This window comes from Pseudomonas sp. Q11 (assembly GCF_024494355.1).
Taxonomy (GTDB): domain Bacteria; phylum Pseudomonadota; class Gammaproteobacteria; order Pseudomonadales; family Pseudomonadaceae; genus Aquipseudomonas; species Aquipseudomonas hefeiensis.
On the sequence record NZ_JAKNQY010000008.1, the window covers coordinates 51,858 to 76,467 of the forward strand.

18 protein-coding genes are annotated in these 24,610 nt (G+C 60.4%); 9 read left to right on the forward strand and 9 right to left on the reverse strand.

The window, feature by feature from the left end:
- Window positions 1–15: 15 nt before the first annotated feature.
- The 4 genes from MA884_RS10960 to MA884_RS10975 all read left to right on the forward strand — a co-directional run bounded on the left by MA884_RS10960 (window position 16) and on the right by MA884_RS10975 (window position 5,989).
- Window positions 16–975: a cytochrome-c peroxidase gene (locus MA884_RS10960; protein ID WP_256230532.1), complete on the forward strand. Its 960-nt coding sequence runs from the start codon at window positions 16–18 to the stop codon at window positions 973–975.
- Entirely contained in the window at window positions 972–2,777 is a 1,806-nt protein-coding gene (locus MA884_RS10965) for a DAHL domain-containing protein (RefSeq protein ID WP_256230533.1), read from the forward strand. Before MA884_RS10960 ends, MA884_RS10965 begins: the two co-directional genes overlap by 4 nt.
- Window positions 2,770–4,176, forward strand: a complete 1,407-nt coding sequence (locus MA884_RS10970) for an ATP-binding protein (RefSeq protein WP_256230534.1) — start codon at window positions 2,770–2,772, stop codon at window positions 4,174–4,176. Before MA884_RS10965 ends, MA884_RS10970 begins: the two co-directional genes overlap by 8 nt.
- A gap of 193 nt (window positions 4,177–4,369) precedes the next feature.
- A complete protein-coding gene (locus MA884_RS10975) occupies window positions 4,370–5,989 on the forward strand; it encodes an FMN-binding glutamate synthase family protein (RefSeq protein ID WP_256230535.1) in 1,620 nt (539 codons plus the stop codon).
- A gap of 110 nt (window positions 5,990–6,099) precedes the next feature.
- Here MA884_RS10975 and MA884_RS10980 read toward each other — a convergent pair whose 3' ends face one another.
- On the reverse strand, window positions 6,100–7,521 hold the full coding sequence (locus MA884_RS10980; protein WP_256230536.1) for an amino acid permease: 1,422 nt from the start codon (window positions 7,519–7,521) through the stop codon (window positions 6,100–6,102).
- A 370-nt stretch (window positions 7,522–7,891) separates the two neighbouring features.
- On the reverse strand, window positions 7,892–8,353 hold the full coding sequence (locus tag MA884_RS10985; RefSeq protein WP_256230537.1) for a transposase: 462 nt from the start codon (window positions 8,351–8,353) through the stop codon (window positions 7,892–7,894).
- A 360-nt stretch (window positions 8,354–8,713) separates the two neighbouring features.
- Between MA884_RS10985 and MA884_RS10990 the strand changes: the two genes are divergently transcribed.
- A complete protein-coding gene (locus MA884_RS10990) occupies window positions 8,714–11,821 on the forward strand; it encodes a transglycosylase domain-containing protein (protein ID WP_256230538.1) in 3,108 nt (1,035 codons plus the stop codon).
- A 191-nt stretch (window positions 11,822–12,012) separates the two neighbouring features.
- On the opposite strand, the gene MA884_RS10995 is transcribed toward MA884_RS10990, so the two are convergent.
- From MA884_RS10995 to MA884_RS11025, 7 genes are all read right to left on the reverse strand, one after another.
- Window positions 12,013–12,495 (reverse strand): CS1 type fimbrial major subunit, encoded by a 483-nt coding sequence (locus MA884_RS10995; protein ID WP_256230648.1) that lies wholly within the window; start codon window positions 12,493–12,495, stop codon window positions 12,013–12,015.
- A gap of 59 nt (window positions 12,496–12,554) precedes the next feature.
- Window positions 12,555–13,298, reverse strand: a complete 744-nt coding sequence (locus tag MA884_RS11000) for a molecular chaperone (protein WP_256230540.1) — start codon at window positions 13,296–13,298, stop codon at window positions 12,555–12,557.
- Between the two features lie 60 nt (window positions 13,299–13,358).
- The gene (locus MA884_RS11005; protein WP_256230541.1) at window positions 13,359–14,603 is read right to left on the reverse strand and encodes a hypothetical protein; all 1,245 of its coding nucleotides are present in this window, start codon (window positions 14,601–14,603) and stop codon (window positions 13,359–13,361) included.
- A gap of 47 nt (window positions 14,604–14,650) precedes the next feature.
- Window positions 14,651–15,898, reverse strand: a complete 1,248-nt coding sequence (locus MA884_RS11010; protein ID WP_256230542.1) for a hypothetical protein — start codon at window positions 15,896–15,898, stop codon at window positions 14,651–14,653.
- Between the two features lie 46 nt (window positions 15,899–15,944).
- Window positions 15,945–17,189, reverse strand: a complete 1,245-nt coding sequence (locus MA884_RS11015; protein ID WP_256230543.1) for a hypothetical protein — start codon at window positions 17,187–17,189, stop codon at window positions 15,945–15,947.
- 270 nt (window positions 17,190–17,459) lie between these two features.
- Window positions 17,460–19,991 (reverse strand): CS1-pili formation C-terminal domain-containing protein, encoded by a 2,532-nt coding sequence (locus MA884_RS11020; RefSeq protein WP_256230544.1) that lies wholly within the window; start codon window positions 19,989–19,991, stop codon window positions 17,460–17,462.
- Between the two features lie 125 nt (window positions 19,992–20,116).
- Window positions 20,117–20,602 carry a CS1 type fimbrial major subunit gene (locus tag MA884_RS11025; RefSeq protein WP_256230545.1) on the reverse strand — a complete coding sequence of 162 codons (486 nt, stop codon included), beginning with the start codon at window positions 20,600–20,602 and terminating at the stop codon, window positions 20,117–20,119.
- A 426-nt stretch (window positions 20,603–21,028) separates the two neighbouring features.
- Between MA884_RS11025 and MA884_RS11030 the strand changes: the two genes are divergently transcribed.
- The 4 genes from MA884_RS11030 (at window position 21,029) to purT (ending at window position 24,356) form a co-directional block, all read left to right on the forward strand.
- Window positions 21,029–21,607, forward strand: a complete 579-nt coding sequence (locus MA884_RS11030; protein ID WP_256230546.1) for a helix-turn-helix transcriptional regulator — start codon at window positions 21,029–21,031, stop codon at window positions 21,605–21,607.
- Complete coding sequence (locus MA884_RS11035) at window positions 21,604–22,389, forward strand: siderophore-interacting protein (protein ID WP_256230547.1); 786 nt, start codon at window positions 21,604–21,606, stop codon at window positions 22,387–22,389. The genes MA884_RS11030 and MA884_RS11035 overlap by 4 nt, the downstream gene beginning before the upstream one ends.
- A 215-nt stretch (window positions 22,390–22,604) precedes the next feature.
- Entirely contained in the window at window positions 22,605–23,072 is a 468-nt protein-coding gene (locus MA884_RS11040; protein WP_256230548.1) for a preQ0 transporter, read from the forward strand.
- Window positions 23,073–23,174: 102 nt separating this feature from the next.
- The gene (gene purT, locus MA884_RS11045) at window positions 23,175–24,356 is read left to right on the forward strand and encodes a formate-dependent phosphoribosylglycinamide formyltransferase (RefSeq protein WP_256230549.1); all 1,182 of its coding nucleotides are present in this window, start codon (window positions 23,175–23,177) and stop codon (window positions 24,354–24,356) included.
- Window positions 24,357–24,610: the final 254 nt, after the last annotated feature.

Genomic DNA, 24,610 nt, shown 5'->3' on the forward strand with positions numbered 1-24,610 from the left:
CAAGGAAAGCACCCCATGGCGTCACGTGGACTGATTCTGGCTCTCGGCCTGCTCGTGGGATTGAGCACGACCGCACACGCCGAACCGTTGGACGAACCACTCAAACCGTTGCCCCCCATTCCGACTCTCGACCCCAAGCGCGTCCAGCTGGGGCTACGGCTTTTCAATGACCCAAGGCTATCGGCCAACAACACCCTGTCATGCGCCAGCTGCCATCGCCTGGACAAGGGGGGCGCCGACGACAAACGGTTTTCCCTGGGCTTCGACGGTAAACCGGTGGAGTTCAATACACCCACGGTTTTCAATGCCAGCCTGAACTTCCACCAGTTCTGGGACGGCCGCGTTGACACCCTGGAAGAACAGGTGCACATCGTCGTGACCAGCCCACAGGAAATGGGCAGTACCTGGGAAACGGTGCTCAAGCGCATCGGCCAGGACCCGGACTACGCCCGGGATTTTGACGATGCCTATCCAGATGGCGTGACCCAGGCCAACATCCAGGGCGCCCTGGCCGACTATGAACGGACCCTGCTGACCCCCAACTCACGTTTCGACCAGTACCTGCTGGGCAATACCGACATCCTGACGCCCCGGGAAAAGTTCGGTTACCAGCGTTTCAAGGAATACGGCTGCATCGCCTGCCACCAGGGTGTGAACATCGGCGGCAACATGTTTCAGAAGTTCGGCGTGATGGGCGACTACATCCAGGACCGGGGCAATCCTACCCGGGCCGACGACGGCCGCTTCAACGTCACTGGCGACGAGGCTGACCGCCAGGTGTTCAAAGTGCCGAGCCTGCGCAACGTCGCCGTCACCGCCCCGTACTTTCACGCCGGGTCAGCGCCTACCCTGGAGAACGCGGTGGAAGTGATGTTCAAGTACCAGTTGGGCCGTGAACCGTTGAAGAACGACACGGAACTGATCGTCGAATTCCTCAAGACCCTCACCGGGGAATGGGAGGGCAAGCCGCTATGACCGTCCTGCGTCGCCTCGGTCTGGCATTGCTCAGCCTCTTGCTGGTGTCGGTGCTGCTGTTCATCTACATCCAGTCGGGTGCGCAGCAGGCCGCCTCGTATATTGAATCCCGGGACCTGATCCGCCTGCTCAAACAGCAGGACGCCATCTGGGACAACGAAGTCCTTAAATCCCGGATCGCCCTGAGCCACAACTACGACCCCCTGGTCTCGCCGCTCAATGAGATGGCGCGTCTGTGGCAGCGCCTTGACGCCATCGAAGCGGAACCGGGTCGCCACGCACCGTCAAGCTGGGAACAGGAGCGCGACGAGTACCTCAAGGCGGTGAAGGAAAAAACCCGCCTGGTGGAAAGATTCAAGTCCCACAACGCGGTACTGCGCAATTCCCTCGCCTTCCTGCCCACTGCCGAAGATGACATCCAGGCCCAGTTCGCCCAGCTTTCGGACACCGACAAACTACAGCTGCAAAACGTTGCCATCGACACCTACGACCTGTTGCTCAGTTCCATGGAGTTCGCCCAACTGACCACCCGTGAGCAAGCCGCCGAAGTGCTGCTGGGCCTGAACCGGCTGGACGTCAACAAGGAGCGCCTGCCGGAGGGTCTCCAGAAGTCCGTCGATATCCTGAGCAGGCACATCGCGCTGATCCTGCGAGAACAACCCAGGGTCAATGACTTATTGAAGGGAATCGAAGCCGTTCCCGTGGCCGGTCGGCTGGACACCATCACCAACCTTTTGGACAAAGACCAGGAGAAAGCTGCCGCCAAGCACCAGCGCAACCACATTCTTCTGTTGGTTTTCGCCACGTTCCTGGTGTTGATCCTGATCTGGCTGGCGATCCGGCTGATGCGCAGCTTCGCCGAAACCAAACGGGTCAACAACGCCCTGCAAACCGCCAACGACGAGCTGGAACTACGGGTCGAAGAGCGCACCCGCCAGCTCAAGGACACCCAGAGCGAACTGATGGACACCGCCCGCCAGGCCGGCATGGCGGAGATCGCCACCAACGTGCTGCACAACGTGGGCAACGTACTCAACAGTGTGAACATCTCCGCCGACCTGATCAGCCGTAAGCTGCGCGGCAGCAAGGCCCTCGGGCTGGGCAAGGCGATGCAACTGATCAATGAACACCCCCACGACCTGGGGCACTTCCTCACCGAAGACGAAAAAGGCAAGCTGTTGCCCGGTTATCTGAACCAACTGGTGGAGGCCATCGCGCTCGAACAGCAAGGCCTTACCGACGAGCTGGCGCAGTTGAGCAAGAGCGTGGATCACATCAAGGATATCGTCTCCACTCAGCAATCCTATGCCGGTGCCAACAGTCTGGTGGAGCCTTTGGTGGTCAGCGAATTGCTCGAAGACGCCCTGCGCATGAACTCCGGCGCCCTGACCCGCCACCACGTGACGGTGCTCAAGGAATACGGCAACGTGCCACGGATTCTGGGCGACAAGCACCGGCTGCTGCTGATTCTGATCAACCTGATCAGCAACGCCAAATACGCCATGGCGGGGGTTTCCAACCACGCCCGGAACATGACCCTCAAGGCCACGGTCATCAATGACGAAACCCTGCAGATCAGCGTCAAGGATGAAGGCGAAGGCATCCCGGCAGAAAACATGACGCGTATCTTCGCCCATGGTTTTACCACCCGTAAGGAAGGTCACGGGTTCGGCTTGCACAGCTGCGCGCTCGCGGCCATTGAAATGAACGGCCACCTCACCGCTCACAGTGAGGGGCCAGGCACAGGAGCAACCTTCGTGTTGCAACTGCCCTTGAAACTCGCAGAAGGTGAGCATGAATAGTCTGAGCAACCGCCGCATCCTGTTGATCGACGATACGCCTGCCATCCATGATGATTTCCGCAAGATCCTCACCCCGGAGGATCAGGCCAATGCCGATCTGCAAGACATGGAAAACGCTTTGTTCGGCGACGCACCGAAACCGGCTGGCACCGTATTCGAACTCGACTCGGCCTATGGCGGCCAGGAAGGCCTGAACAAATTGCAACAAGCGCTCAACAAGGAGCGCCCCTATGCATTGGCTTTTGTCGACATGCGCATGCCCGAGGGCTGGGATGGCGCCAAAACCATCGAGGAACTCTGGAAGCACGACCCGCTGTTGCAAGTGGTGGTCTGCACCGCCTACTCGGACTATTCCTGGGACGAACTGCTGGACCGTCTCAATGGCCATGACCGACTGCTGATCCTGAAGAAACCCTTCGACAACATCGAAGTCCAGCAAATGGCCAACACCCTGACCACCAAGTGGGAAATGACCTCTCGCGCGCAATTGCAGATGAGCAAGCTCGAGGAACTGGTGGAGCAGCGGACCCAGGCGTTCAAGCAGGCCAGTTCGTTGCTGCAGATGGAAATCGACGAACGCAAGATGCTGGAAAGCCAGTTGGTTCAATCGGAAAAACTCGCCTCGCTGGGCCAGTTGGCGGCCGGGGTCGCTCACGAAATCAACAACCCGATCGGTTTCATTTCTTCCAATCTGGGGGCCCTGGACGGTTACTTTGGCAAACTCCAGGAAATGCTCCAGGCCTACGACAGTGCCGAGCAGGCCATCGCCTCGCCGGAACTGGTGGTGAATCTGAGGAAGTTGCGCGAACAGGTGGAGCTGGATTTCCTCGTCGAGGACATCCCCTTGCTGATCAAGGAGTCCAAGGACGGCATCAGCCGCGTCGGGCAGATCGTCAAGGACCTCAAGGACTTCTCCCGCGTGGACTCCAATCAGGAATGGCAGATGGCCAATTTGCAACAAGGCCTGGATTCGACACTGAACATCGTTGCCAATGAAATCAAGTACAAGGCCGACGTGGTCAAGCAATACAGCCCGTTGCCGGAAGTCGAATGCCTGCCGTCGCAGATCAATCAGGTCATCATGAACCTGATCGTCAACGCCGCCCAGGCCATCGGCCCTGAACGTGGCACCATCACCCTGCGCAACGGCGTGCAGGACGAAACCGTGTGGATCGAAGTGGCCGACAACGGCTCGGGCATGCCGCCGGAAACGCTGCAAAAAATCTTTGACCCGTTCTTCACCACCAAGCCCGTCGGCCAGGGCACCGGGTTGGGGCTGTCACTGTCCTACGGCATCGTGAAAAAACACCACGGCGAGATCACGGTGCGTAGCGAAGTCGGCGTGGGTACCACGTTTCGCGTGGAATTGCCGGTGCGGCAGATGAAACAGGCCAGCTGAGATTGCGCTGTGTGGGAGCAAGGCTTGCCCGCGATGGAGGCAATGCGGTCTTCAGAAACCGAGGCGCCTGTTTCGCGAGCAAGCTTTGCTCCCACCCAGGCGGGGGATAATCCCCTCGCCACAGTTGCCCTCCCTTTCGCTGCCAGAGCAGAATGGCCCGTCCCCACCCAACGCTCAAACCCAAGGAAACCGCATGAGCCTGTCTTTGCTGAGCCGTTACGCCTTCTTTGCCGGCTGTGTGGTATTCACCCTCGCCAGCCTGCCGTTTCTGCAACACGACTGGCTATGGCCAATCACGCTGGTGACAGGTGTGTTGAGCCTGCTGGGGCTGTTCGACCTGCTGCAGAACCGCCATGCCGTGCGTCGCAACTACCCGATCCTGGGCAATATCCGCTATCTGGTCGAAGGCATCCGCCCGGAAATTCGTCAGTACCTGCTCGAATCCGACAGCGACGCCCTGCCCTTCTCTCGCGCACAGCGTTCCCTGGTGTATTCCCGGGCCAAGAACGAAAGCGCCGACAAACCGTTCGGCACCCTGATCGACGTTTATCAGACCGGTTTCGAATTCATCGGGCATTCCATGCGTCCGGCTCCGTTGAGCGACCCCAGCGGTTTTCGCGTGATGGTCGGCGGACCGCAATGCACCCAACCGTATTCAGCGTCGGTGTTCAACATCTCCGCCATGAGCTTCGGCTCCCTGAGCGCCAACGCCATTCGCGCGTTGAACCAGGGCGCCAAGCTCGGCAATTTCGCCCACGACACGGGAGAAGGCAGCATCAGCCCTTACCACCGCGAACACGGCGGCGACCTGACCTGGGAACTGGGCAGCGGTTATTTCGGCTGTCGCACCCGTGAAGGTCGCTTCGACCCTGAGCGCTTCGCCGCCCAAGCGCAGAATCCGCAGGTGCGAATGATTGAAATCAAGATGAGCCAGGGCGCCAAACCCGGCCATGGCGGAATTCTGCCCAAGCACAAGGTCACCCGGGAAATCGCCGAAACCCGTGGCATCCTCATGGGCGAGGACTGCGTTTCACCGTCACGCCACAGCGCGTTCTCCACACCGATCGAACTGATGCAGTTCGTCCAGCAACTGCGTGAACTGTCCGGTGGCAAACCCGTGGGCTTCAAGTTCTGCCTGGGCCACCCCTGGGAATTCATGGGCATCGCCAAGGCCATGCTGGAAACCGGAATTTTGCCCGACTTCATTGTGGTGGACGGCAAGGAAGGTGGTACAGGTGCAGCGCCAGTGGAGTTCACCGACCACATTGGCGTGCCGTTGCGCGAGGGCCTGCTGTTTGTCCACAACACCCTGGTGGGCCTGAACCTGCGGGACAAGATCAAGCTCGGCGCCAGCGGCAAGATCGTCAGCGCCTTCGACATCGCCAGCGTCCTGGCCATTGGTGCCGACTGGGCCAACGCCGCGCGGGGTTTCATGTTCGCCATCGGCTGCATCCAGTCGCAAAGCTGTCATACCAACAAATGCCCTACCGGCGTCGCCACCCAGGACACCTTGCGCCAGCGCGCCCTGGTCGTGCCGGACAAAGCCCAGCGGGTCTACAACTTCCATCGCAACACCCTCAAGGCCCTGGCCGAAATGCTCGCCGCTGCTGGCCTCGACCATCCTTCGCAACTGCAACCCAAACATCTCGTAAGGCGCATGTCCGCCACTGAAATCAAGCTGTTTTCGCAGTTGCATGTGTTCTTGAAACCGGGGGAATTGCTGACCGGTGAGGTGAATGGGGAGTTTTACTCGAGGATGTGGCAGATGGCGCGGGCGGACAGTTTTGAGCCGCGGGAAGTCGCCGCCGCTTGACGGAATCACCATCAGGCACGAGACAGGATCATCTACGTGTACGAGGGATAACCCTTGCGAAAAAAAACCCCGATCATCCGACCGGGGCTTTTCGTTTTATTGCCGACAATTTATGAAGCGGTATCCATCGAGCCCTGAACATCTCCCGTGGGCTGCAACTTGAAGGTATAAAACAGCACCGTCAGCAACACCAGGAACGCTGGGCCCACGTACAGGGCCACGCGTGTATCCGGGAAGTACGCCATCAGGCCCACCACCAGCACCAGAAATGCCAGTGCCAGGTACGAACTGACCGGGTACAGCCACATGCGATACTTGAGCGCCGCACGCTCTGAAGCGCTCAGGCCTCTGCGGAACCGGAGCTGGGCCAGCAGGATCATCACCCAGGTCCAGATCGCGCCGAACGTGGCAATGGACGTCACCCAGACGAAGACTTTCTCCGGCACCAGGTAGTTGAGCAGCACCCCCAGCAGCAACGCGGCGATGGACAGCAGCAACGCGCGGCGCGGCACGCCGTTGGCCGAGGTGGTGGCGAATCCGGCCGGTGCCTGGCCGTTCTGCGCCAGGCTGTAGAGCATCCGCCCAGTGCTGAAGATCCCGCCGTTGCAGGACGACAACGCGGCGGTGATCACCACGAAGTTGATGATGCCGGCGGCGGTCTTGATACCCAGGCGCTCGAAGGTCATCACGAACGGGCTGCCCTGGGTGCCGATCTCGTTCCAGGGGTAGATCGACAGGATCACGAACAGCGCGCCGACGTAGAACAGCAGGATCCGCCAGAACACCGAACCGATGGCGTTGGGAATGGTTTTCTGCGGGTTCTTCGCCTCACCGGCGGTCAGGCCGATCATCTCCACGCCCAGGTAGGCGAACATCACCATTTGCAGGGACATCAACACACCCTGCATGCCGTTGGGCATGAAACCGCCGTGCGTCCAGAGGTTGGAAATACCCAGGGCCACGCCGTCGTTGCCGAACCCGAAGGCGATGATGCCCACACCGCCGATGACCATGGCGATGATGGTGACGATCTTGATCAGGGCGAACCAGAATTCGAATTCGCCGAAGGCCTTGACCGCGATCAGATTGATCGAGCCCATGCTGATCAGTGCCGCCAGGGCCCAGATCCAGCGGGGCACATCGGGGAACCAAATGCCCATGTACACCGCCACTGCGGTGATTTCCGCCACGCAGGTGACCAGCCACAGGAACCAGTAATTCCAGCCGGTCAGGAAGCCCGCCAGCGGCCCGAGGTAATCCTGGGCATAACGACTGAACGAACCGGCCACCGGGTTGTGCACGGCCATCTCACCGAGCGCGCGCATGATCACCAGAATCGCCAGGCCGCCAATGATGTAGGCCAGCATGATCGCCGGGCCGGCCATTTCGATGGCCTTGGCCGAGCCGAGGAACAACCCGACACCGATGCAAGCGCCGAGCGCCATCAGGCGGATATGCCGCTCGCCGAGTTCACGTTTGAGCGGACCACCCTGAGCGGTCTCGCCATGGGGCAGATGATTGCCGACAGGCATAGGGATACAACCTCGTTTTGTTATTGGATTGACCACCGAGTCTCCAAAGCCGCAAGCCGATAGGCCTGCCACCTTGCCGAAACCGGGTCTGTTTTGTGGACAGACCGTCCTGTAGAACAAAAGCCGCAGGATCAGCGGGCCATGCAGTATAAAAAGCCAGAGGCAGAGAGTTTCACTGTAAAACCAGGGAAAATCAGGGATAAACCTCATCCATATACGCCTCCATGGAGACGTATTACCTGGGATTACAGTCAATTCGTAAAACGGCGCCGAGTATTGCACAGCGATGGTGCAGCGTCATGCCTGGGTCCATGCCGATGGCTCTAGCGCAAGGTTCTTGGGCACCGCGCCCCTTGTGGCGAGGGAGCAACTAGAGCCATATCGCATCCCAGAGCGGGTAATCACCAATGCGATCTACCAGCCCTGCGCGAAGCGGATTGGCGATGATGTACCGGGCGAAAGGCCGCAGGTCCTGGTTGTCGCGGATCGCACGATCGTGGAAACCACTTTGCCAGAAGGCACCTTTTCTATTCATTGCTCGATTGATTGCCAGGGTGCTGCGAGATTTGACGGCTTGCATGACCTGAGTGAGTTGGGCTTGCTCCAGTTGCACCAGCCAATGCAGATGGTCCGGCATGACAACCCAGGCCAGCGAATTAACCTGGCCCCGTTCATGAGCCTGGCGCAGTTCTGCAACCAGTAAGCGTCCCAATCGCCAGTCCTTGAAGAGGGGCGTGCGTTGGTGAACGACCGTAGTGACGAGGTAGCCTCGTCCCCGTTCCGAAGAGCGTCCGCGACGCAATTGATGAGAGTTTGGGCGTGGAGGATGCATTCCTTGGCTTCCTGTAGTTGGGGTACCTCCTTACGGTAGCCGCGCCCGGCCTGACCCGATGCTTTGATGTTTGAACGACGTTTCCGAGAACAGCGTAGTACCCGTGGCGAGGGAGCTTGCTCCCGCTGGGTGGCGCAGCCGCCCCCGGCTTTTCAACCTTGGAATACTGCTCAGGCCATGCACCCGTTGCGACTGCTGCGCAGTCGAGCGGGAGCAAGCTCCCTCGCCACAAAAACCCATCAGCCATCGAGAACAACAACCGTCTCTTACATCCGCTGTCCACAATTTCCCCGCCGCCCACGCCACCACCGTCTAAGCTTCAAGCAAGTCCCGATCAATGCGTGAATGGATCAGTCGACTATGGGCGCTTTGTGGCAAACCGATTCGAGTAAACCTGTGGGCCCGACTGAACGTATGGAAGAAGCACCTTTACCCCAAAAAAAACGCCGAGCAGGGCATGGCTGGCGAGCGTTCTGGTTGTTGCTGTTGATTATCGTGGTGGTGGTCGGCCTGGCGGTGGCCAAGGAAATGCGCACATCCAGGTTTCAGGCCCAGGAGATCAGCCGGTACGCCGCGTCTCTGACCTACTCGGTGCAACCAGGCCCCAGCGACGCCATCGTCTACCCTGGGGCGGGCCCGTTCGACCGGCGGTTGGGCTACAGCTCGCTGGATGAGTTCCTGCCGCGGTTGCTCAAGCGCGATTACGTGATCCAGGCCCAGGCACGTTTTTCCCCGGCCTTGATGACCTACGTCGACAAAGGCCTGTTCGCCCCCTACGTGGAAAAGATCCAGGCCGGCCTGACCATCACCGATTGCCGCGTCGCGCCGTTGTACCAGTTCAAGTACCCGCAGCAACTGTACGCAAGCTTCGAGGCAATCCCCCCCGTGGTGGTGCAAAGCCTGTTGTTCATCGAGAACCGTTTTTTGCTTGACCCCAAGCACCCCCAGGCCAACCCGGCGGTGGACTGGCCGCGCTTCGGCATGGCGGCGTGGTCCCAGGTGGCCAGGTTCCTGAGTTTACCGGGGCAGTCCGCCGGGGGCAGTACGCTGGCGACGCAGCTGGAAAAATACCGCCACTCCGCCGATGGCCTGACCGGGTCGGGGGCGGAGAAAATCCGTCAGATGATTTCCGCCAGTGTGCGCGCCTATCAGGCAGGCCCACAGACCCTTGAGGCACGGCAGAAAGTCATCCGCGACTACCTCAACAGCGTGCCGCTCTCTGCCGTGCCGGGGCATGGCGAAGTCCACGGCATGGCCGAAGGTTTGCGGGTCTGGTACGGCGCCGATTTCAAGCGTGCCAACGAACGTTTGTCCAGCAGCGCGACAGATCCAGGCAGCCTCGCGGAAAAAGGCCTGGCCCTGCGGGAAATGCTGTCGTTGATGATCGCCCAGCGTCGCCCGTCCTACTACCTGTCCAAGGGCCGCGACGAACTGGCGCGCCTGACCGACAGCCACGTCCGGCTGCTGGCCCAGAACGGCGTGATCGACGCCTCCCTGGCCGAGGCGACCCTGGCAAGCAAAGTCAGTTATCGCGACTGGGTGCAGCAACCCACGATCCAGCCCAACGAAATCAACAAGGGCATCAGCGCCGCCCGCAGTCGTCTCGCCACGCTGCTCAACCGCTCGTTCTACGACCTCGATCGCCTGGACCTCTCCGCCACCAGCACCTTGCAAAACGACTTGCAGAGCCAGGCCACCGATTACCTCAAGCGCTTGGCGGACCCGGCGTTCGCAGCCGAAATCGGCCTGATGGGCGAACGTCTGCTGACGCCTACCAGCACCGCCCAGGTGCGCTACAGTTTCACCCTGCTGGAGCTGACTCCGGACGGGTCGCGCGTGCGCGTGCAAACCGATAGCACCGACCAACCCTTCGACATCAATGAAGGCAGCAAACTGGAACTGGGCTCCACCGCCAAGTTACGGGTACTCACCACCTACCTGCAGATCATCGCCGAACTGCACGAACGTTATGCCCACGAGCCCTCGGCAACATTGAAAAAAACCGAGGTCGCCGATCAGGACCGTCTCTCCCGCTGGGCGGTCGATTACCTGATCCAGCACAACGATCGCAACCTCCCGACGATGCTAGAGGCGGCGCTGGATCGTACTTATTCAGCCAGCCCCGGCGAGGCGTTTTTCACCGGTGGCGGGCTGCACACCTTCAATAATTTCCGTAGAGAAGATAACGGCCGAAATCCCACCTTGCGGGACGCCCTGCGCGAGTCGATCAACCTGCCATTCATTCGTCTGATGCGTGACCTGGTGCGTTACGCCACGTATGCGGGTCCCGACAGCAGTTCGGGGCTGCTCAAGGACGACAAGAATCCGCGCCGCCAGGAGTACCTGGCCCAGTTTGCCGACCGCGAAGGCACCACGTTCCTGCTCAAGTTCTGGAGGAAATACCAGAAAAAAGACACGGGCCAGCGTCTCGAAACGTTCCTCGACGGCATGCGCCCCACGGCGATCCGCCTGGCCGCCGTGCACCGTTACTTCTTTCCCGGCGACAGCCAGGAGAGCTTCAACCACTTTGTGCGTTCGCACCTCAAGTCGGCCAAGAGTGCCGAAAAACTCACCAACGAACGCCTGGAACGGCTCTACCGCAGCTACGGCCCGGGCAGCTATGACCTGCCAGACCAAGGCTTTATCGCCAAAGTCCATCCGCTGGACCTGTGGTTGGTGGGTTATCTGCTGCACAACCCCGATGCCAAGTTCAGCCAGATCGTCAAAGCCAGCCGGTTCGAGCGCCAGGAGGTCTACAGCTGGCTGTTCAAGAGCCGGCACAAGAGCGCCCGCGACAGTCGTATTCGTACCATGCTGGAGGTCGAAGCCTTCCTTGATATCCACCAACGCTGGCAGCAAGTCGGCTACCCGTTCGACCATCTGGTGCCGTCGCTGGCCACCGCCATCGGCAGCTCCGGCGACCGCCCCGCCGCCCTCGCGGAACTGGTGGGCACCATCCTCAACGACGGCATCCGGCTCCCGGCGCTGCGCATCGACAGCATCGACTTCGCCGTCAATACCCCTTATGAAACACGGCTGATCAGCGACCCGGATAACGGTAAACGGGTGATGCCGGTGGAAGTGGCCCAGGCCTTGCGCAGTGCGTTGTCCCAAGTGGTCGATGCCGGCACCGCGAAACGGGTGGCCGGCAGTTTCACCCTGGCCGATGGCACACCGTTGTCGATGGGTGGCAAGACCGGCACTGGCGACAACCGCATCGAAGCCGTTGGTGCCGGCGGGCGGGTCATCAGCTCCAAGTCGATCAACCGCACCGCGACCTTTGTGTTCTACATCGGCGACAGCCATTTCGGCACCCTCACCGCCTATGTACCGGGGGCTTCGGCGCAGAACTTCAAATTCACCTCGGCCTTGCCGGTGCAGGTGCTCAAGGGCATGGCGCCGTTCCTCTCGCCGTACTTGCAGCCAGGCAGTCATACCCAGTGCCAACCGTTAGTGGCAGGGCAGTAGGAGCTGCCGAGTGCAACGAGGCTGCGATCTTGTCCCAGACACTTGAGGTGCAAGCGAAAGGTCAGGATCAAAAGATCGCAGGCTTCGCCAGCTCCTACAGAGCCGAGCGGGAGCAAGCTCCCTCGCCACAGGGTTGTATGTAGAAGCTCAATTCCATGAGCCTCAACGCCTTGCTCTTGCGCTGATTCGCCCTACGGCGCAGTCGCATCGAACACCATGTGCACCGTGCCGTAGTAGTCGCCAGGCTTGTAGTCGTCATCGGGCTTGATGGCGGCGATGACGAGCGGCACCTGGCGCCCGGGCCGGGCCTCGGTGGCCGAGACCACCTGGGCCGAATCCAGGGTCAATACGACGTTGTTGAATGTCACGCGCAAGTCAATGCGCTCACGGCCATTGGACAAGTACGCCTCTTCCCCCAGGCGCGCGCCGATGGCACCGTTGCTGTTCTTCACCTCGTAGGTCGCCCGCAAGGGGCTGAGGTCGGTGGTGATGGTGCTGAAGGGCAAGCGCTGTTCGCGCTGGACCAGTTGCGGGTCGAGGGGCAACACGTAGAAGTCGGCCGTCGGGATGGTCACGTAGACTTCGAACGTTTCCCGCTCCACCGCGCCCCAGGCCGCGGCCCAAGGCAATGTCAGGGCGATCAATGCGAAGGGGCGTATCAATGTCTTGAATATTTTGGTCTTGAACATTTTGATTACCTCTGGCGTCAACGACGGCTCGGCGATGACAGGCGTCAACCTTTGATCTCGACGGTTTTTTTCTGGGTGCCTTCGACCAGGGTGAAGCGGTATTGCCGCCCCGCTTCCTTGTCGAACGAGAAACTCTGGCCGCTCTTGACGTGATGCTTGGTGGTGGGCTTGCAGTCGTTCTCTTTCTGCGCCTCGCAGTCCTTGAACTCATCGATCACCAGCACCGTGTTGCCGTTATTACGCAACTGGTAGCGGCTGGCACTGTCGTCGATCACGGTGTCGTACCGGGTGTTCTTGGGCCGCACGAAAAACACCGTGCCGTAGCCCGCCAGCACCTTGACCCCGGCCGCCACACGCTCCTTTTTATATTGCTCGCGCTCTTCGGCGCTGATGGCGAACTCGTCTTCGGCTTCCGGCACTACCGGCACGAAACGCACCCGGAAGTAACGTTCCTTGTCGCGGTTGCCCATGAACAGCAACCGCGTGCCCTGCACCCCGTTGGCCGGCACGATCAGCCGCGCCGGGCTGGCCATCAGCCCGTCCTTGGCCTGCGCGCTGGCCTGGTTCTGCAGCGGCACTTCCTGGTAGCTGCCATCCTCGTTGTAGATGATTTCCAGGATATTGACCTTGACGAACGCCGTGGATGTGCCGCCGTTGAACACCCGTTTCATGTAGGTGCTTTTGTCGCCTTCGAGGTAGTCGTAGACCACCCCCACGCCAATCTGCGGCCCAGCCTGGGCCACACCGCAAAACAGACAGAACCCAACCCATGCCAATAAATGTTTCATCGCTTTTCCAACCTCATGCAGTAAACACAACTCATTGAATGTTGCTGGCCAACCGGCCACTCAGACTTCCGAATCCCAGATCACCGTGACGTTGCCGCTGTAGGCCGTGGCGCCGCTGTCCAGCATCTGCTCGACGCTGCTCTGGCCCACCTCGAAATGCAGCATTCCCAAGCGCCGATCGACGTACAAACCCGGCTGGAACAGCTCGGTACCACTGCCATCACGCAGCAGCCGACGGCGGTTGACCGGTTGCCCGCCGGCGTCCGTCAAGCCGTCAGGCAGGGTCACGCTGAGGTCCACCGGCACAGCGTGGCCGGTGGCGGTCTCGGTGATCGCGCAGGTGTTGCCGCTGATGTGCTGGCACTCGAGGCCCATCTTGAAACGAGAAGAGGCGGAGATATGGAAGCGCTGGTCGCGGAACAACCGCGTGGGTTTGCGGCCGCTGTTGAGCCAGGATTGCCAGCCTTCCTGGGGCACCAGTTCGACGCGGTTGCCGCCGGGGGGGACTTCGACTTTGAGGGTGTGCTCGACGTCGAGTTTGAGGTTGAACGTGAGCCCCGAATCACTGGGGAGCATGACATCCCCCATGTCGAAGTCCTGCCCCGGCCCCACGCTATAAGTCAGTGAACCTGTGTACTGGCCGGACGACATTCCCAAAGGGTTCGGTGTGCGCAGTTCATAGGCAAAATCCAGGTAAGCGTAACTCAGGCCGGGGATCAAAAATTGGGCCGTTTTGGCACAGGTACCTTCTACCGGTGTCTTCCAGAAAAACCTGTAGTACCTATCACCAGGCCACCCCACACCGCTGTAAAGACAAGGCTGGGGGGCATACACCCAGCTGGAATTCCATAATAATTGATGAGCCCTGGTTATCGAGACGCCCCCACCGACCAGTTGGACTACGCTAACGGGAAGTCGATATTCCGAACCTAAACCGGACAAGCGCATTTCAACAGTTTCTGTTTCACCTGTGCCTGAATGAGTGACCTCTACGGCACGCCAGCCCGCTGGTACCTTGAACATCGCGCCTCGCCGAACATCTCCGGGCCCCATCTGGATAGGGCCGTTCGAACTAAAGGAGAGGGGCAGTCGAATGCTGAACATCTTGGTTGCCCGGCATTCGGACGGGTGGTCCGCACAGTAACCACTGACCGGCGTGGTATTGAGAAACGTATTCTCCTGGGGCTTGGACGCATCGGGCCTGAACAGCGCACTGATGTCCTGGTTCAAGGCATGGGCCGCAGGCACCCAGGCCAACAACAATGCCCCGACCACGCTGCGCATGTTCACCGGTAAATATTTCATCTATCTCCCACCATCAAATCGGCTCGGAACAGGCCGAGCCAGCCTGTCTAAACTTCCGAATCCCAGATCACCGTGACATTGCCGCTGTAGGCCTTGGCACCGGTGTCCAACATCTGCTCGACGCTGCCCTGGCCCACCTCGAAATGCAGCGCCCCTAACCTGCGATCCACATAAAAACCCGGCTGGAGCAACTCGGTGCCACTGCCATCGCGCAGCAACCGCCGACGGTTGACCGGTTGCCCGGCGCCGTCCGTCAAGCCGTCGGGCAGGGTCACGCTGACGTCCACCGGCACGGCGTGGCCGGTGCCGGTTTCGGCGATCGCGCAGGTGTTGCCGCTGGTGTGCTGGCATTCGATGGCCATCTTGAAACGTGACGAGGCCGAGATGTGGAAGCGCTGGTCGCGGAACAACCGTGTCGGTTTGCGCCCGCTGTTGAGCCAGGCTTGCCAGCCTTCCGGAGGCACCAGTTCCACCCGATTGCCGCCGGGGGGCACTTCGACCTTGAGGGTGTGCTCGACGTCGAGTTTGAAATTGAGGGTAATCACCGAGTCATTGGGGAGCATGACGTCGCCCATGTCGAAGTCCTGCCCCGGCCCAACGCCATAGCTCACAGACCCCCGGTATTGACCGGACGACATCTTCAAGGGGTTGGGTGTGCGCAGTTCGTAGGCGAAGTCCAAGTGGCGGTAGGACATGCCGGGGATCAAGTAACTGGCCCTCTTCGCACACACACCTTCGACGGGGGTCTTCCAGAAAAAGTTATAGATAAGGTGGTTCATCGTCCCAAAATTGGTGGACTGACAGGGTGAAGGCGCGTACCTGAAACTGGAGCCGCCCCATAACCGCCTATGGGCGGTTGTGAGATCCACGCCGCCACCGACCAGATCGATGACGCTGATAGGCAGTTGGTAGCGCGAACCGATGCCGGATATGCGGACTTGAACGATCTCGGTTTCGCCCGTATCGGTATGGGTCACCTGCGCCGGACGCCATGTGGCTGGTACATCGAACATCGCCCCTTGCCGCGAATCCCCATGATTGGCCTGAATGGGACTGGTCGACTCGAAGACAATGGGCACCTGGAGACTGAACATTTTTTCCCTGTCGCAGACCGCCGGATACAGTGCGCAATAACCCGAGACCGGGGTGGTATTGAGAAAGGTGTTTTCATTGGGCTTCGAGGGATCGGGCCTGAATAGTGCGCTGACATCCTTGTTTACGGCATGAGCCGTCGATACACAGGCCAACACCATCACCGATACCATGCCTTGCACTGCCACTGGTAACTGCTTCATCTACCCTTCCCTCACATTTGGCTCGGACCGGCCAAGCCATTCCTTTTTAAACTTGCGAATCCCAGATCACCGTTACATCGCCGGAGTAGGTGGTGGCGCCGCTGTCGAGCATCTGTTCGACGCTGCCCTGGCCGACCTCGAAGTGCAGCATTCCCGAGCGCCGATCGACGTACAAACCCGGCTGGAACAACTCAGTGCCACTACCATCGCGCAGCAACCGGCGGCGGTTGACCGGTTGACCGGCGGCGTCCGTCAGGCCGTCGGGCAGGGTCACGCTGACGTCCACCGGCACGGCATGGCCGGTGCCGGTTTCGGCGATGGCGCAGGTATTGCCGCTGACGTGCTGGCATTCGAGGGCCATCTTGAAACGCGAAGACGCGGAGATATGGAAGCGCTGGTCGCGGAACAGCCGCGTGGGTTTGCGCCCGCTGTTGAGCCAGGCTTGCCAGCCCTCGGGAGGCACCAGTTCGACGCGGTTGCCGCCGGGGGGGACTTCGACCTTGAGGGTGTGTTCGACGTCGAGTTTGAAATTGAGGGTGAGCGCGGAATCGCTGGGAACCATGATGTCGCCCAGGTCGATGTCCTGCCCTGGCCCGACGCTATAGGTCAGCGAACCGGTGTATTGCCCGGACGACATTTTCAAGGGGTTAGGGGTGCGAAGCTCGTAAGCAAAATCCAGATAGGGAAAATTGAGCCCGGGGATCAAGACAAAGGCCTTTTTGGCACATGAACTTTCCACCGGAGCCTTCCAGAAAAATGTGTAAGTCCTTGGGCCATGGAACCCTACCCCGCTGTATTGGCACGGTGTGGCGGCATAGACCCAACCGGCACTCCATAACAATTCGTGAGCCCTCGCTTGACTCACACCGCCACCGGCCAGGTCGACTGCGTCATGGGAGAGACGGTATTGCGAACCGAAACCGGACCAGCGTACTTCAACGGTTTCCGTCTCCCCCGTATCCGCATGGGTGACCTGCAGTGTTCGCCAATTGGCAGGCACTTTAAACATCGCCCCTTGCCGATGATTTGCATGATGGGCTTGTATAGGGCCGGTCGAAGCGGCGGTCAGCGGTAACCGAATGCTGAACATCCTGGTTGCCGCGCATTCAGCCGGATAGCTTCCACAGTAACCACTGATCGGCGTGGTATTGAGAAATGCATTCTCCTGGGGTTTCGAAGCGTCAGGCCTGAATACCGCGGTGATATCCCGCTCCAAGGCGTTGGCTGCCGGTACACAGGCAAACAGCAACACCGAGACCACGCTGCGCACTGCAACCGATAAGGGTTTCATTTATTCAACCTCGTACATCAAGACAAATCACAGCCTGCAATGCTGTTCATTCAGGGAGCCGGAAAATCCGTGGCAAGGGAGCGAGCTCGCGCTGGACTGCGCCCCGTAGGAGCTGTCGAGTGCAACGAGGCTGCGATCTTGTCCCAAACAATTGAGTCGCAAGTGAACGATCAAGATCAAAAGATCGCAGCCTTCGGCAGCTCCTAAAGAGTCCAGCATGAGCTTGCGCTCTCACCACGGGAGCCGCTGGGCCCCCACCTCTTTGTTGCTTCATGAGCGCTGCTTCATCCCGGCCTCGGCAATCGTCGTATCGGCCAGGGTGTCCGGCGTGCAGCGCAAGTCACCGATCAGCAACACATCGCCTTCGCGGGCAGAGCTGTCCGGGTCGAGACGGAACCGGCAAAACAGCTCGTTGCCGTAACGCACTTCCAGGGTCGGCGAACCGGCATTCATCTCCATGGAGAAGAACCCGTCCACTTCGCTGATGCCGCGGCTGGCGTGGTTGATCACGTGATGGCCCTTGAGCGGCTCCCCTTGTTCGTCCAGCAGGCGGCCGAGCACGGTTACGGTTTTCATCACGCTGACCTTGCGGTAATCCACGCCGCCCTTGTTCAGGTGGTAACGGCTGCGGGACGGCTCGATGCTCGCCGCCGGTGGATGCACGCCCTCGAAATCGAAGGTCACCATGCTGTTCTTGTAGGCGGTGATCGGCACGAAATTACGGCCCGGGTGCAAGGTGGTACTGCCGCCCGTCAGGTCGTCGGCGCGCAGGATGATGCCGTCCAGGTCACTTTCCACGTCGACGATCATGCCGGCGCCGCGGCCATGGGCCAGGCCGGTGAAGGCAGCTTTCTGACCGCCCACGGCCACCGTGCTGCTCAGGTTCAAGCCGCCGGTGAGGTTGTCGTTGTAGGACGAACGCTGGATGAAGCCATCGCCGTACATCGACTCGGTCATGAAACTGGCGATGCCGGACAGGCCCACGCCATAGGTGTCGGCCAGGGCCGTGGCGGAGACGCTTTGCAATACGTGGTCCTGCAGGTCGCGGCGATACGACAGCGAGGCATTGTTGTCCCGCGCGCCGTCCCGTGAGGTGCGGGTGCCGATGCTGCCCGACCAGTATTCGCCAGGCCCGCCCAGGGCCACGCTGAGGCTCAGGTCCAGGCCGCGATTGCGACGATCGCCGGTACTGGACGTCCCGGGGCGGTCGAACACCGACAGTCGCCAGTTGGCATCGCTGCCACCCAGCGTGGTGCGCTGGGTCCAGCCCAGGTCCAGGCCGGTGCCCTGCACATTGCCTTCGCTGTAGGCCAGCCGCCCGTTGAGGGAGGTCTTGTTGCTCAAGCGATGATTGACCGACAGCGATGAGTTGCTGGTCTGGCCGACGTACACATTGCGCTGACGGATACGGGTGCCATCCGGCAAGGTCTCGTAGGTGTTGCGGGTGTCCAGCCAACTGCGGTTGTGACTGGCGACGATGCTGCCATGGCCGTAGCTGTAGAGGCCTTGCAAGTCCATGCCGGTGCCGTACTGCTCGGTCTGATAGACGTTGGCGTACAGGCTGGTACTGCTGGCGAGCGTCCAGTCGATCGAGGTGCCCACTTGCAGCTTGTCCTGCACCTTGCGCGTGGACGCCCCGAGGATCACCCGTGGGTGCAGCAGGTAGTTGACGCCGACGCCGGCGGTCGTGAAGCCCGAGGGCTGGTCGTCCCAGTTGCTCCACAGGCGGGTTTCGCGACCGGCGAACAGGTTGTAGCGCCAGCGGTCTTCGGTACTGCTCCAGTTGTTGGGCTTGTAGACCAGCTCCTGGCTGGTGGCGGTGGTTTGCCCGTCCTCGATCAGGCGCACTTCCACTTCATAGATACCGCCGGGCAATGGCCGAGTGTCCAGGCTCTGCAAGCCGGCGCTGACGGCCTGGGTGTTGATCAGCAGGCCGCTGCGGTAAATCTCCACCGACGCCTGGCGGCTGGCGGTGACATAAATGGGGTAGACGCTGGGCTTGGGGTTGTCGACCACCAGGCTCTCGGAACTGCCGTACATCACCCCCAGCGCGGTGTCCGGGTTGGCGCCGAACGAACGGATCTGGCGATTCAGGCCATCGGAGCTGGGCGTGAAGTAACCCAGGCGGAAAAAATTGCCTTCCAATTCCCGTTGGGTATAGAGCTCATGGACGGCGTGGTAGACCTTGTCGTCCGGCCCGCCAAGACGCGAGAGTTGAAGGTCCAGCGACTGGCTCCAGTTGCCCACGCTGGAACTGGCATTGAGGCCATAACGCCCACCGGTGTCCTGTTTCTGGCCACCGTTGAGATTGAGTTGGTTATTGAAGATCAGACCGAGGCTGCCGCCTTCCGGTTGATCGTAGAAACGCTTGGTTTCAGTTGCGCGCTCGACATCCTGGGTCAGGATTGACACCAATGAATTCTCGAGGCTGTAATGCACGGCCAGCAGCCCACCGGTGCAGTTGGTTTCACACGCACCCAATGCTTGTCCCTGCTTGAGGCGTTGTTCCCATTGTTCGCGCTCGACGGCCTTTATCGTACTGTCTTGCGTTTCCGTGAATTCCAGCAGGGTAATGCGATCATCCCGCGTCAAGACCACCATGGCTTCACCGAGATACTGTTGATTGAGTTCAATACGAACCGCGAGTGGCACATCGAAGAAGTGGGCTTCAAACTCCGCCGGCAGGCCCTTGGCCTGGGATAACAGGCTTCTTGGCGTTGTACCGGGGGCGGTTGGCGCGGCCAATGCTGTCGCGCACAAAAATAGCGCGAGCGCACCTGCGATGGGTGTCATCGAAAACATCAACGGATTCTCATATTCAGCGAGCTATCGGGGCGTTTCAGGTACAGGCCGACCGGCTGGGGAGAACCGGCCGGCCTGCGGCGATGCCCGTGGGCGAGGTGAGACTCACCGGGCAGCGAATGGCCTTACGGGCGCGGCACGGCGTCGAAGATGACGGTCATGTCGGCGGTGTACAGGCCGTTCTGGGTATCCAGAGGCCTGGCCGCAACGATGGTCATGTCAGCCTGCGTCCCTGGCGTGGAGGTGGCATCGTCCACCACTTCCTGAGGCGTGGCAGACAGGTTGACGCCGTTGAAGGCCGTGGTCAGGGCGATGGAGTTGGCGCCGTTGTACAGCGAAGCCGGGCCGCCTTCGATGTAAGCGTGAACCGAACCTTCGGTGTTCTTCACATCATAGGTCTGGCGCAACGAAGTCAAAGTACCGCTGACCGTGTTGTAGCTCATGACTTCATCTTTACCGAAGTCCGGGTTGCGCGGCTGCACGTGGAACTGCTGGGTCGGGATGTTCGCGGTGATGTGGATGGAGGAGCGTGCATCATCGGCAGCGAATGCCAGCGAAGAACCCAGGGCAGTGGCGACCAGAGCAGTACCGGATACGAGTTGTTTGAGCATGTTGTTAACACCTGTTCTTAGCAATAAAGAGAAAAGGTTGGAATTGCAAACCAAACGCAACTTGGCCCGCCCCTCCAACGCCGAGCATGATCGGCGCTCTTTAACTAAAAAAAAGCAGGCAATTTCCTATAGGCTTGTAGTAAGCCCGGCATACGAAATAGCGAAAAATACGCAATTAGCGATAAAACACAAGTTTGGCTGTCAGAAACAGACCACGTTTTAAGCCTACGACATTTTTATCATTACAAATGTATGCCGCCGCGCCCCGCACACATTGATCATTCATGTAATGTCCTTTCTTGAACCCAAGTAACCCGCCGCAAAAACAAGATATATCTTAGTTTGCGAAAAATCATTAAGTCAAAAGATATATCTTTTATTCAAGATATATCTGAGTGCTATCTATATGCAGAACGGAGACAGCATATGAACGCCCTTTATTCTCATTCCGACGCTTGCTCCAAACGCGAACACGATGGTTTCGAACGACGCCCGACAGCCTCGCGTGGCAGCCGGGCCCCCCGGGTCTTCGCCGCCGGTGATTTGAAAGTGTTGTTGCTGGCGCTGATTGCCGAACAGCCGTGCCATGGCTATGACCTGATCCGCCGGATCGAACACATGTTCGAGGGCGCCTACAGCCCCAGCCCCGGCGTGATCTACCCGACCCTGACCTTCCTGGAAATGAACGCCATGATCAGTTGCGGCGTCGAAGACGGAAAAAAGTGCTACAGCGTGACCGATGCCGGACGTCTATCTCTTGAGGACCAGGCCGAGGCATTGGATGAGGTGCGTACGCGCATTGAAATCAGCAAGCGCACGTTGCGCGGCCATGATCGTCCCCCGGAAATCCATGAAGCGGTGTATAACCTGCGCCATGCCCTGCAAAAGCACCATGGCCACTGGAGCCCGGAAGAAATCCGGCGAGTGCGCGACCTGCTCGACGCCACCGCCAAAGCCATCGTCGACGGCCCCGACCGTCCACAAGTCTCGGAGTCAAGCCAATGACCGAAGTCGATCCAAACACCATCCACCGTGTCAGCCACGAGATCAAACGCCGCCGCCTGCAAGTGTTGCGGGTGGAGGACCTGACCCCGCGCATGCGCCGCATCACCGTCGGCGGGCCGGAACTGGCCGGGTTCGCCAGCCTGGGCACGGACGATCATGTGAAATTGCTGTTCCCGCAGAACGCCGAAGAACAGGCCGCCCTGGAAAACTTCAGCCCCAGCCCCGGCAAGGCCCAGGGCCCGATGCCCGAGATGCGCGACTACACCCCACGCCGCTATGACCTGGACACCTTGGAGATGGACATCGATTTCGTGCTCCACGGTGACGGCCCGGCCGCGACCTGGGCGGCCCAGGCGACGCCAGGGCAATACCTCAACATTGCCGGACCCCGGGGCTCAATGATCGTGCCGGACATCTTCGACAGCTACCTGTTGATCGGCGACGAAACCGCCCTGCCCGCCATCGCCCGCCGCCTCGAAGGCCTGGCGCCCAACCGGCGGGCCCTGGTGGTGGTGGAAGTGGAAAACGGTGCCGAGCAGCAAGTGCTCCAAAGCCCGGCGCAGGTGCACGTGATCTGGGTACTGCGCGAGGGCCGTCAGGACAGCCTGCTGCGAACCGTGCAACAGCTGGAAATGCCCGGTGGCAAGCTGTACGCCTGGGTCGCGACCGAGAGCAAGGTGTCGCGGCAGATTCGCAAGGTGCTGTTGGAGGAGAAAGGGTTGGACCAGGACTTTGTGAAGGCGGTGGGGTATTGGAAGCTGGAGGGCAGTGAGGAAGATTGAGGGACGGGCAGTGGCCGTAGGAGCTGTCGAGTGCAACGAGGCTGCGATCTTGTCCCTGGCAGTTGAATCACAAGCGAAAACTCAGGATCAAAAGATCGTCCGAACGCGGCCCGAGCCTTCGCCAGCTCCTACAGGGCCCAGCGGGAGCAAACTCTCACCACAGAGCCATCGCGTTCCTTTAATGTCTTGATCCCCCCCACCAGGTACCCCGCCCCATGCTTTTCCTGCTTGCCTACATCAGCAGCGTCGTGCTGATCAACTTCGCGTTTTCCGCCGCGCCGCACCTGGACATCATCTGGTCGGCCTGGGGCGGACTGGTGTTTATCCTGCGGGACATGGTGCAGACCCGTTTCGGCCATGGCGCCATCGTGGCGATGCTGGTGGCGCTGGTGTTGTCCTACGTCACCTCGGATCCGACCATCGCCCTGGCCAGTGCCACGGCGTTCGCGGTGTCCGAGTGTATCGACTGGCTGGTGTTCACGATCACCAAGCGCCCGCTGCATGATCGGTTGTGGATCAGTTCGGCCTTGAGCATTCCGTTGGACACCTTCATTTTTTTCGGCATGATCGATGCCCTGACACCGGCCGTGGTGATCACCGCGCTGGTTTCGAAATTCGCCGGGGTCACGGCAGTGTGGCTGATCATGGCCTGGCGTTTGCGCAAACAGGCCGTCACCGGCTGAAGCCAAAACCTGCGGTTCATGTAAAATGCCGCGCTTTCTCCCCATGGGAAGCTCGCCCGGCGCGCGACCCTCGATGATCCGCTCCTGTTTGAGGACCTTCAGATGACCCGTATCGGAACTCCATTGTCGCCCACCGCGACCCGCGTTTTGTTGTGTGGCAGCGGTGAGCTGGGCAAGGAAGTGGTAATCGAATTGCAGCGCCTGGGCGTTGAAGTGATTGCCGTGGATCGCTACGCCAACGCACCGGCCATGCAAGTGGCCCATCGCAGCCATGTGATCAACATGCTCGATGGCGCTGCCCTGCGCGCAGTGATCGAGGCCGAGAAGCCGCACTTCATCGTGCCGGAAATCGAAGCCATCGCCACCGCCACGCTGGTGGAACTGGAGGCTGAAGGCTTCACCGTGATCCCCACCGCCCGCGCCGCGCAACTGACCATGAACCGCGAAGGTATCCGGCGCCTGGCCGCCGAAGAGTTGGGGCTGCCGACCTCGCCGTACTTCTTCGCCGACACCGTGGAAGACTACCGCAAGGCCGTTGAAACCCTGGGCTTCCCGTGCGTGGTCAAGCCGGTGATGAGTTCCTCGGGCAAGGGCCAGAGCCTGCTGCGCAGTGCCGATGACGTACAGAAAGCCTGGGACTACGCCCAGGAAGGCGGCCGTGCCGGCAAGGGCCGGGTGATCATCGAAGGCTTCATCGATTTCGAATACGAAATCACCCTGCTCACCGTGCGTCACGTCGGCGGCACCACCTTCTGCGCACCGGTCGGCCACCGTCAGGAAAAAGGCGACTACCAGGAATCCTGGCAGCCCCAGGCCATGAGCCCGGTGGCCCTGGCTGAGTCCGAGCGCGTAGCCAAGGCCGTGACCGAGGCTCTGGGCGGTCGCGGCCTGTTTGGCGTCGAGCTGTTCATCAAGGGTGATCAGGTGTGGTTCAGCGAAGTCTCGCCACGCCCCCACGACACCGGCCTGGTGACGCTGATTTCCCAGGACCTGTCGCAGTTCGCCCTGCACGCCCGCGCCATCCTCGGCCTGCCGATCCCGCTGATCCGCCAGTTCGGCCCTTCGGCCTCGGCGGTGATCCTGGTGGAAGGCCAGTCGACCCAGACCGCTTTCGCCAACCTCGGCGCCGCCCTGAGCGAACCGGACACCGCCCTGCGCCTGTTCGGCAAACCGGAAGTCAATGGCCAGCGCCGCCTGGGCGTAGCCCTGGCGCGAGACGAGTCCATCGAAGCCGCCCGCGCCAAAGCGACCCGGGCTTCCCAGGCGGTGAAGATCGAGTTGTAAGCTGGCTGAATGTAAAACCTGTGGCCAGGGAGCTTGCTCCAGCCGGCTCCTGTAGGAGCTGGCGTAGCCTGCGATCTTTTGATCTTGATTTTTCGCTTGCGACTCAATGGTCTGGGACAAGATCGCAGCCTCGTTGCACTCGACAGCTCCTACAGAGCCCAGCGGGAGCAAGCTCCCTCGCCACAAAAGCTCAAAAGCCTGCGCTCACAGAGACTCCGCGCTGCTACAAAAAAGGCGACACCCGCAAAGGTGTC

What these genes read in the sequence shown, in the direction of transcription:
- MA884_RS10965 (WP_256230533.1), top strand. Translation starts at nt 972, where the DNA reads ATGACCGTCCTGCGTCGCCTCGGTCTGGCATTGCTCAGCCTCTTGCTG.
- MA884_RS10985 (WP_256230537.1), bottom strand. Translation starts at nt 8,353, where the DNA reads ATGCATCCTCCACGCCCAAACTCTCATCAATTGCGTCGCGGACGCTCT.
- MA884_RS10975 (WP_256230535.1), top strand. Translation starts at nt 4,370, where the DNA reads ATGAGCCTGTCTTTGCTGAGCCGTTACGCCTTCTTTGCCGGCTGTGTG.
- MA884_RS10980 (WP_256230536.1), bottom strand. Translation starts at nt 7,521, where the DNA reads ATGCCTGTCGGCAATCATCTGCCCCATGGCGAGACCGCTCAGGGTGGT.
- MA884_RS10970 (WP_256230534.1), top strand. Translation starts at nt 2,770, where the DNA reads ATGAATAGTCTGAGCAACCGCCGCATCCTGTTGATCGACGATACGCCT.
- MA884_RS11005 (WP_256230541.1), bottom strand. Translation starts at nt 14,603, where the DNA reads ATGAAATATTTACCGGTGAACATGCGCAGCGTGGTCGGGGCATTGTTG.
- MA884_RS11020 (WP_256230544.1), bottom strand. Translation starts at nt 19,991, where the DNA reads ATGTTTTCGATGACACCCATCGCAGGTGCGCTCGCGCTATTTTTGTGC.
- MA884_RS11040 (WP_256230548.1), top strand. Translation starts at nt 22,605, where the DNA reads ATGCTTTTCCTGCTTGCCTACATCAGCAGCGTCGTGCTGATCAACTTC.
- MA884_RS11035 (WP_256230547.1), top strand. Translation starts at nt 21,604, where the DNA reads ATGACCGAAGTCGATCCAAACACCATCCACCGTGTCAGCCACGAGATC.
- MA884_RS11025 (WP_256230545.1), bottom strand. Translation starts at nt 20,602, where the DNA reads ATGCTCAAACAACTCGTATCCGGTACTGCTCTGGTCGCCACTGCCCTG.
- MA884_RS11015 (WP_256230543.1), bottom strand. Translation starts at nt 17,189, where the DNA reads ATGAAACCCTTATCGGTTGCAGTGCGCAGCGTGGTCTCGGTGTTGCTG.
- MA884_RS10990 (WP_256230538.1), top strand. Translation starts at nt 8,714, where the DNA reads ATGGGCGCTTTGTGGCAAACCGATTCGAGTAAACCTGTGGGCCCGACT.
- purT (WP_256230549.1), top strand. Translation starts at nt 23,175, where the DNA reads ATGACCCGTATCGGAACTCCATTGTCGCCCACCGCGACCCGCGTTTTG.
- MA884_RS11010 (WP_256230542.1), bottom strand. Translation starts at nt 15,898, where the DNA reads ATGAAGCAGTTACCAGTGGCAGTGCAAGGCATGGTATCGGTGATGGTG.
- MA884_RS11000 (WP_256230540.1), bottom strand. Translation starts at nt 13,298, where the DNA reads ATGAAACATTTATTGGCATGGGTTGGGTTCTGTCTGTTTTGCGGTGTG.
- MA884_RS10960 (WP_256230532.1), top strand. Translation starts at nt 16, where the DNA reads ATGGCGTCACGTGGACTGATTCTGGCTCTCGGCCTGCTCGTGGGATTG.
- MA884_RS11030 (WP_256230546.1), top strand. Translation starts at nt 21,029, where the DNA reads ATGAACGCCCTTTATTCTCATTCCGACGCTTGCTCCAAACGCGAACAC.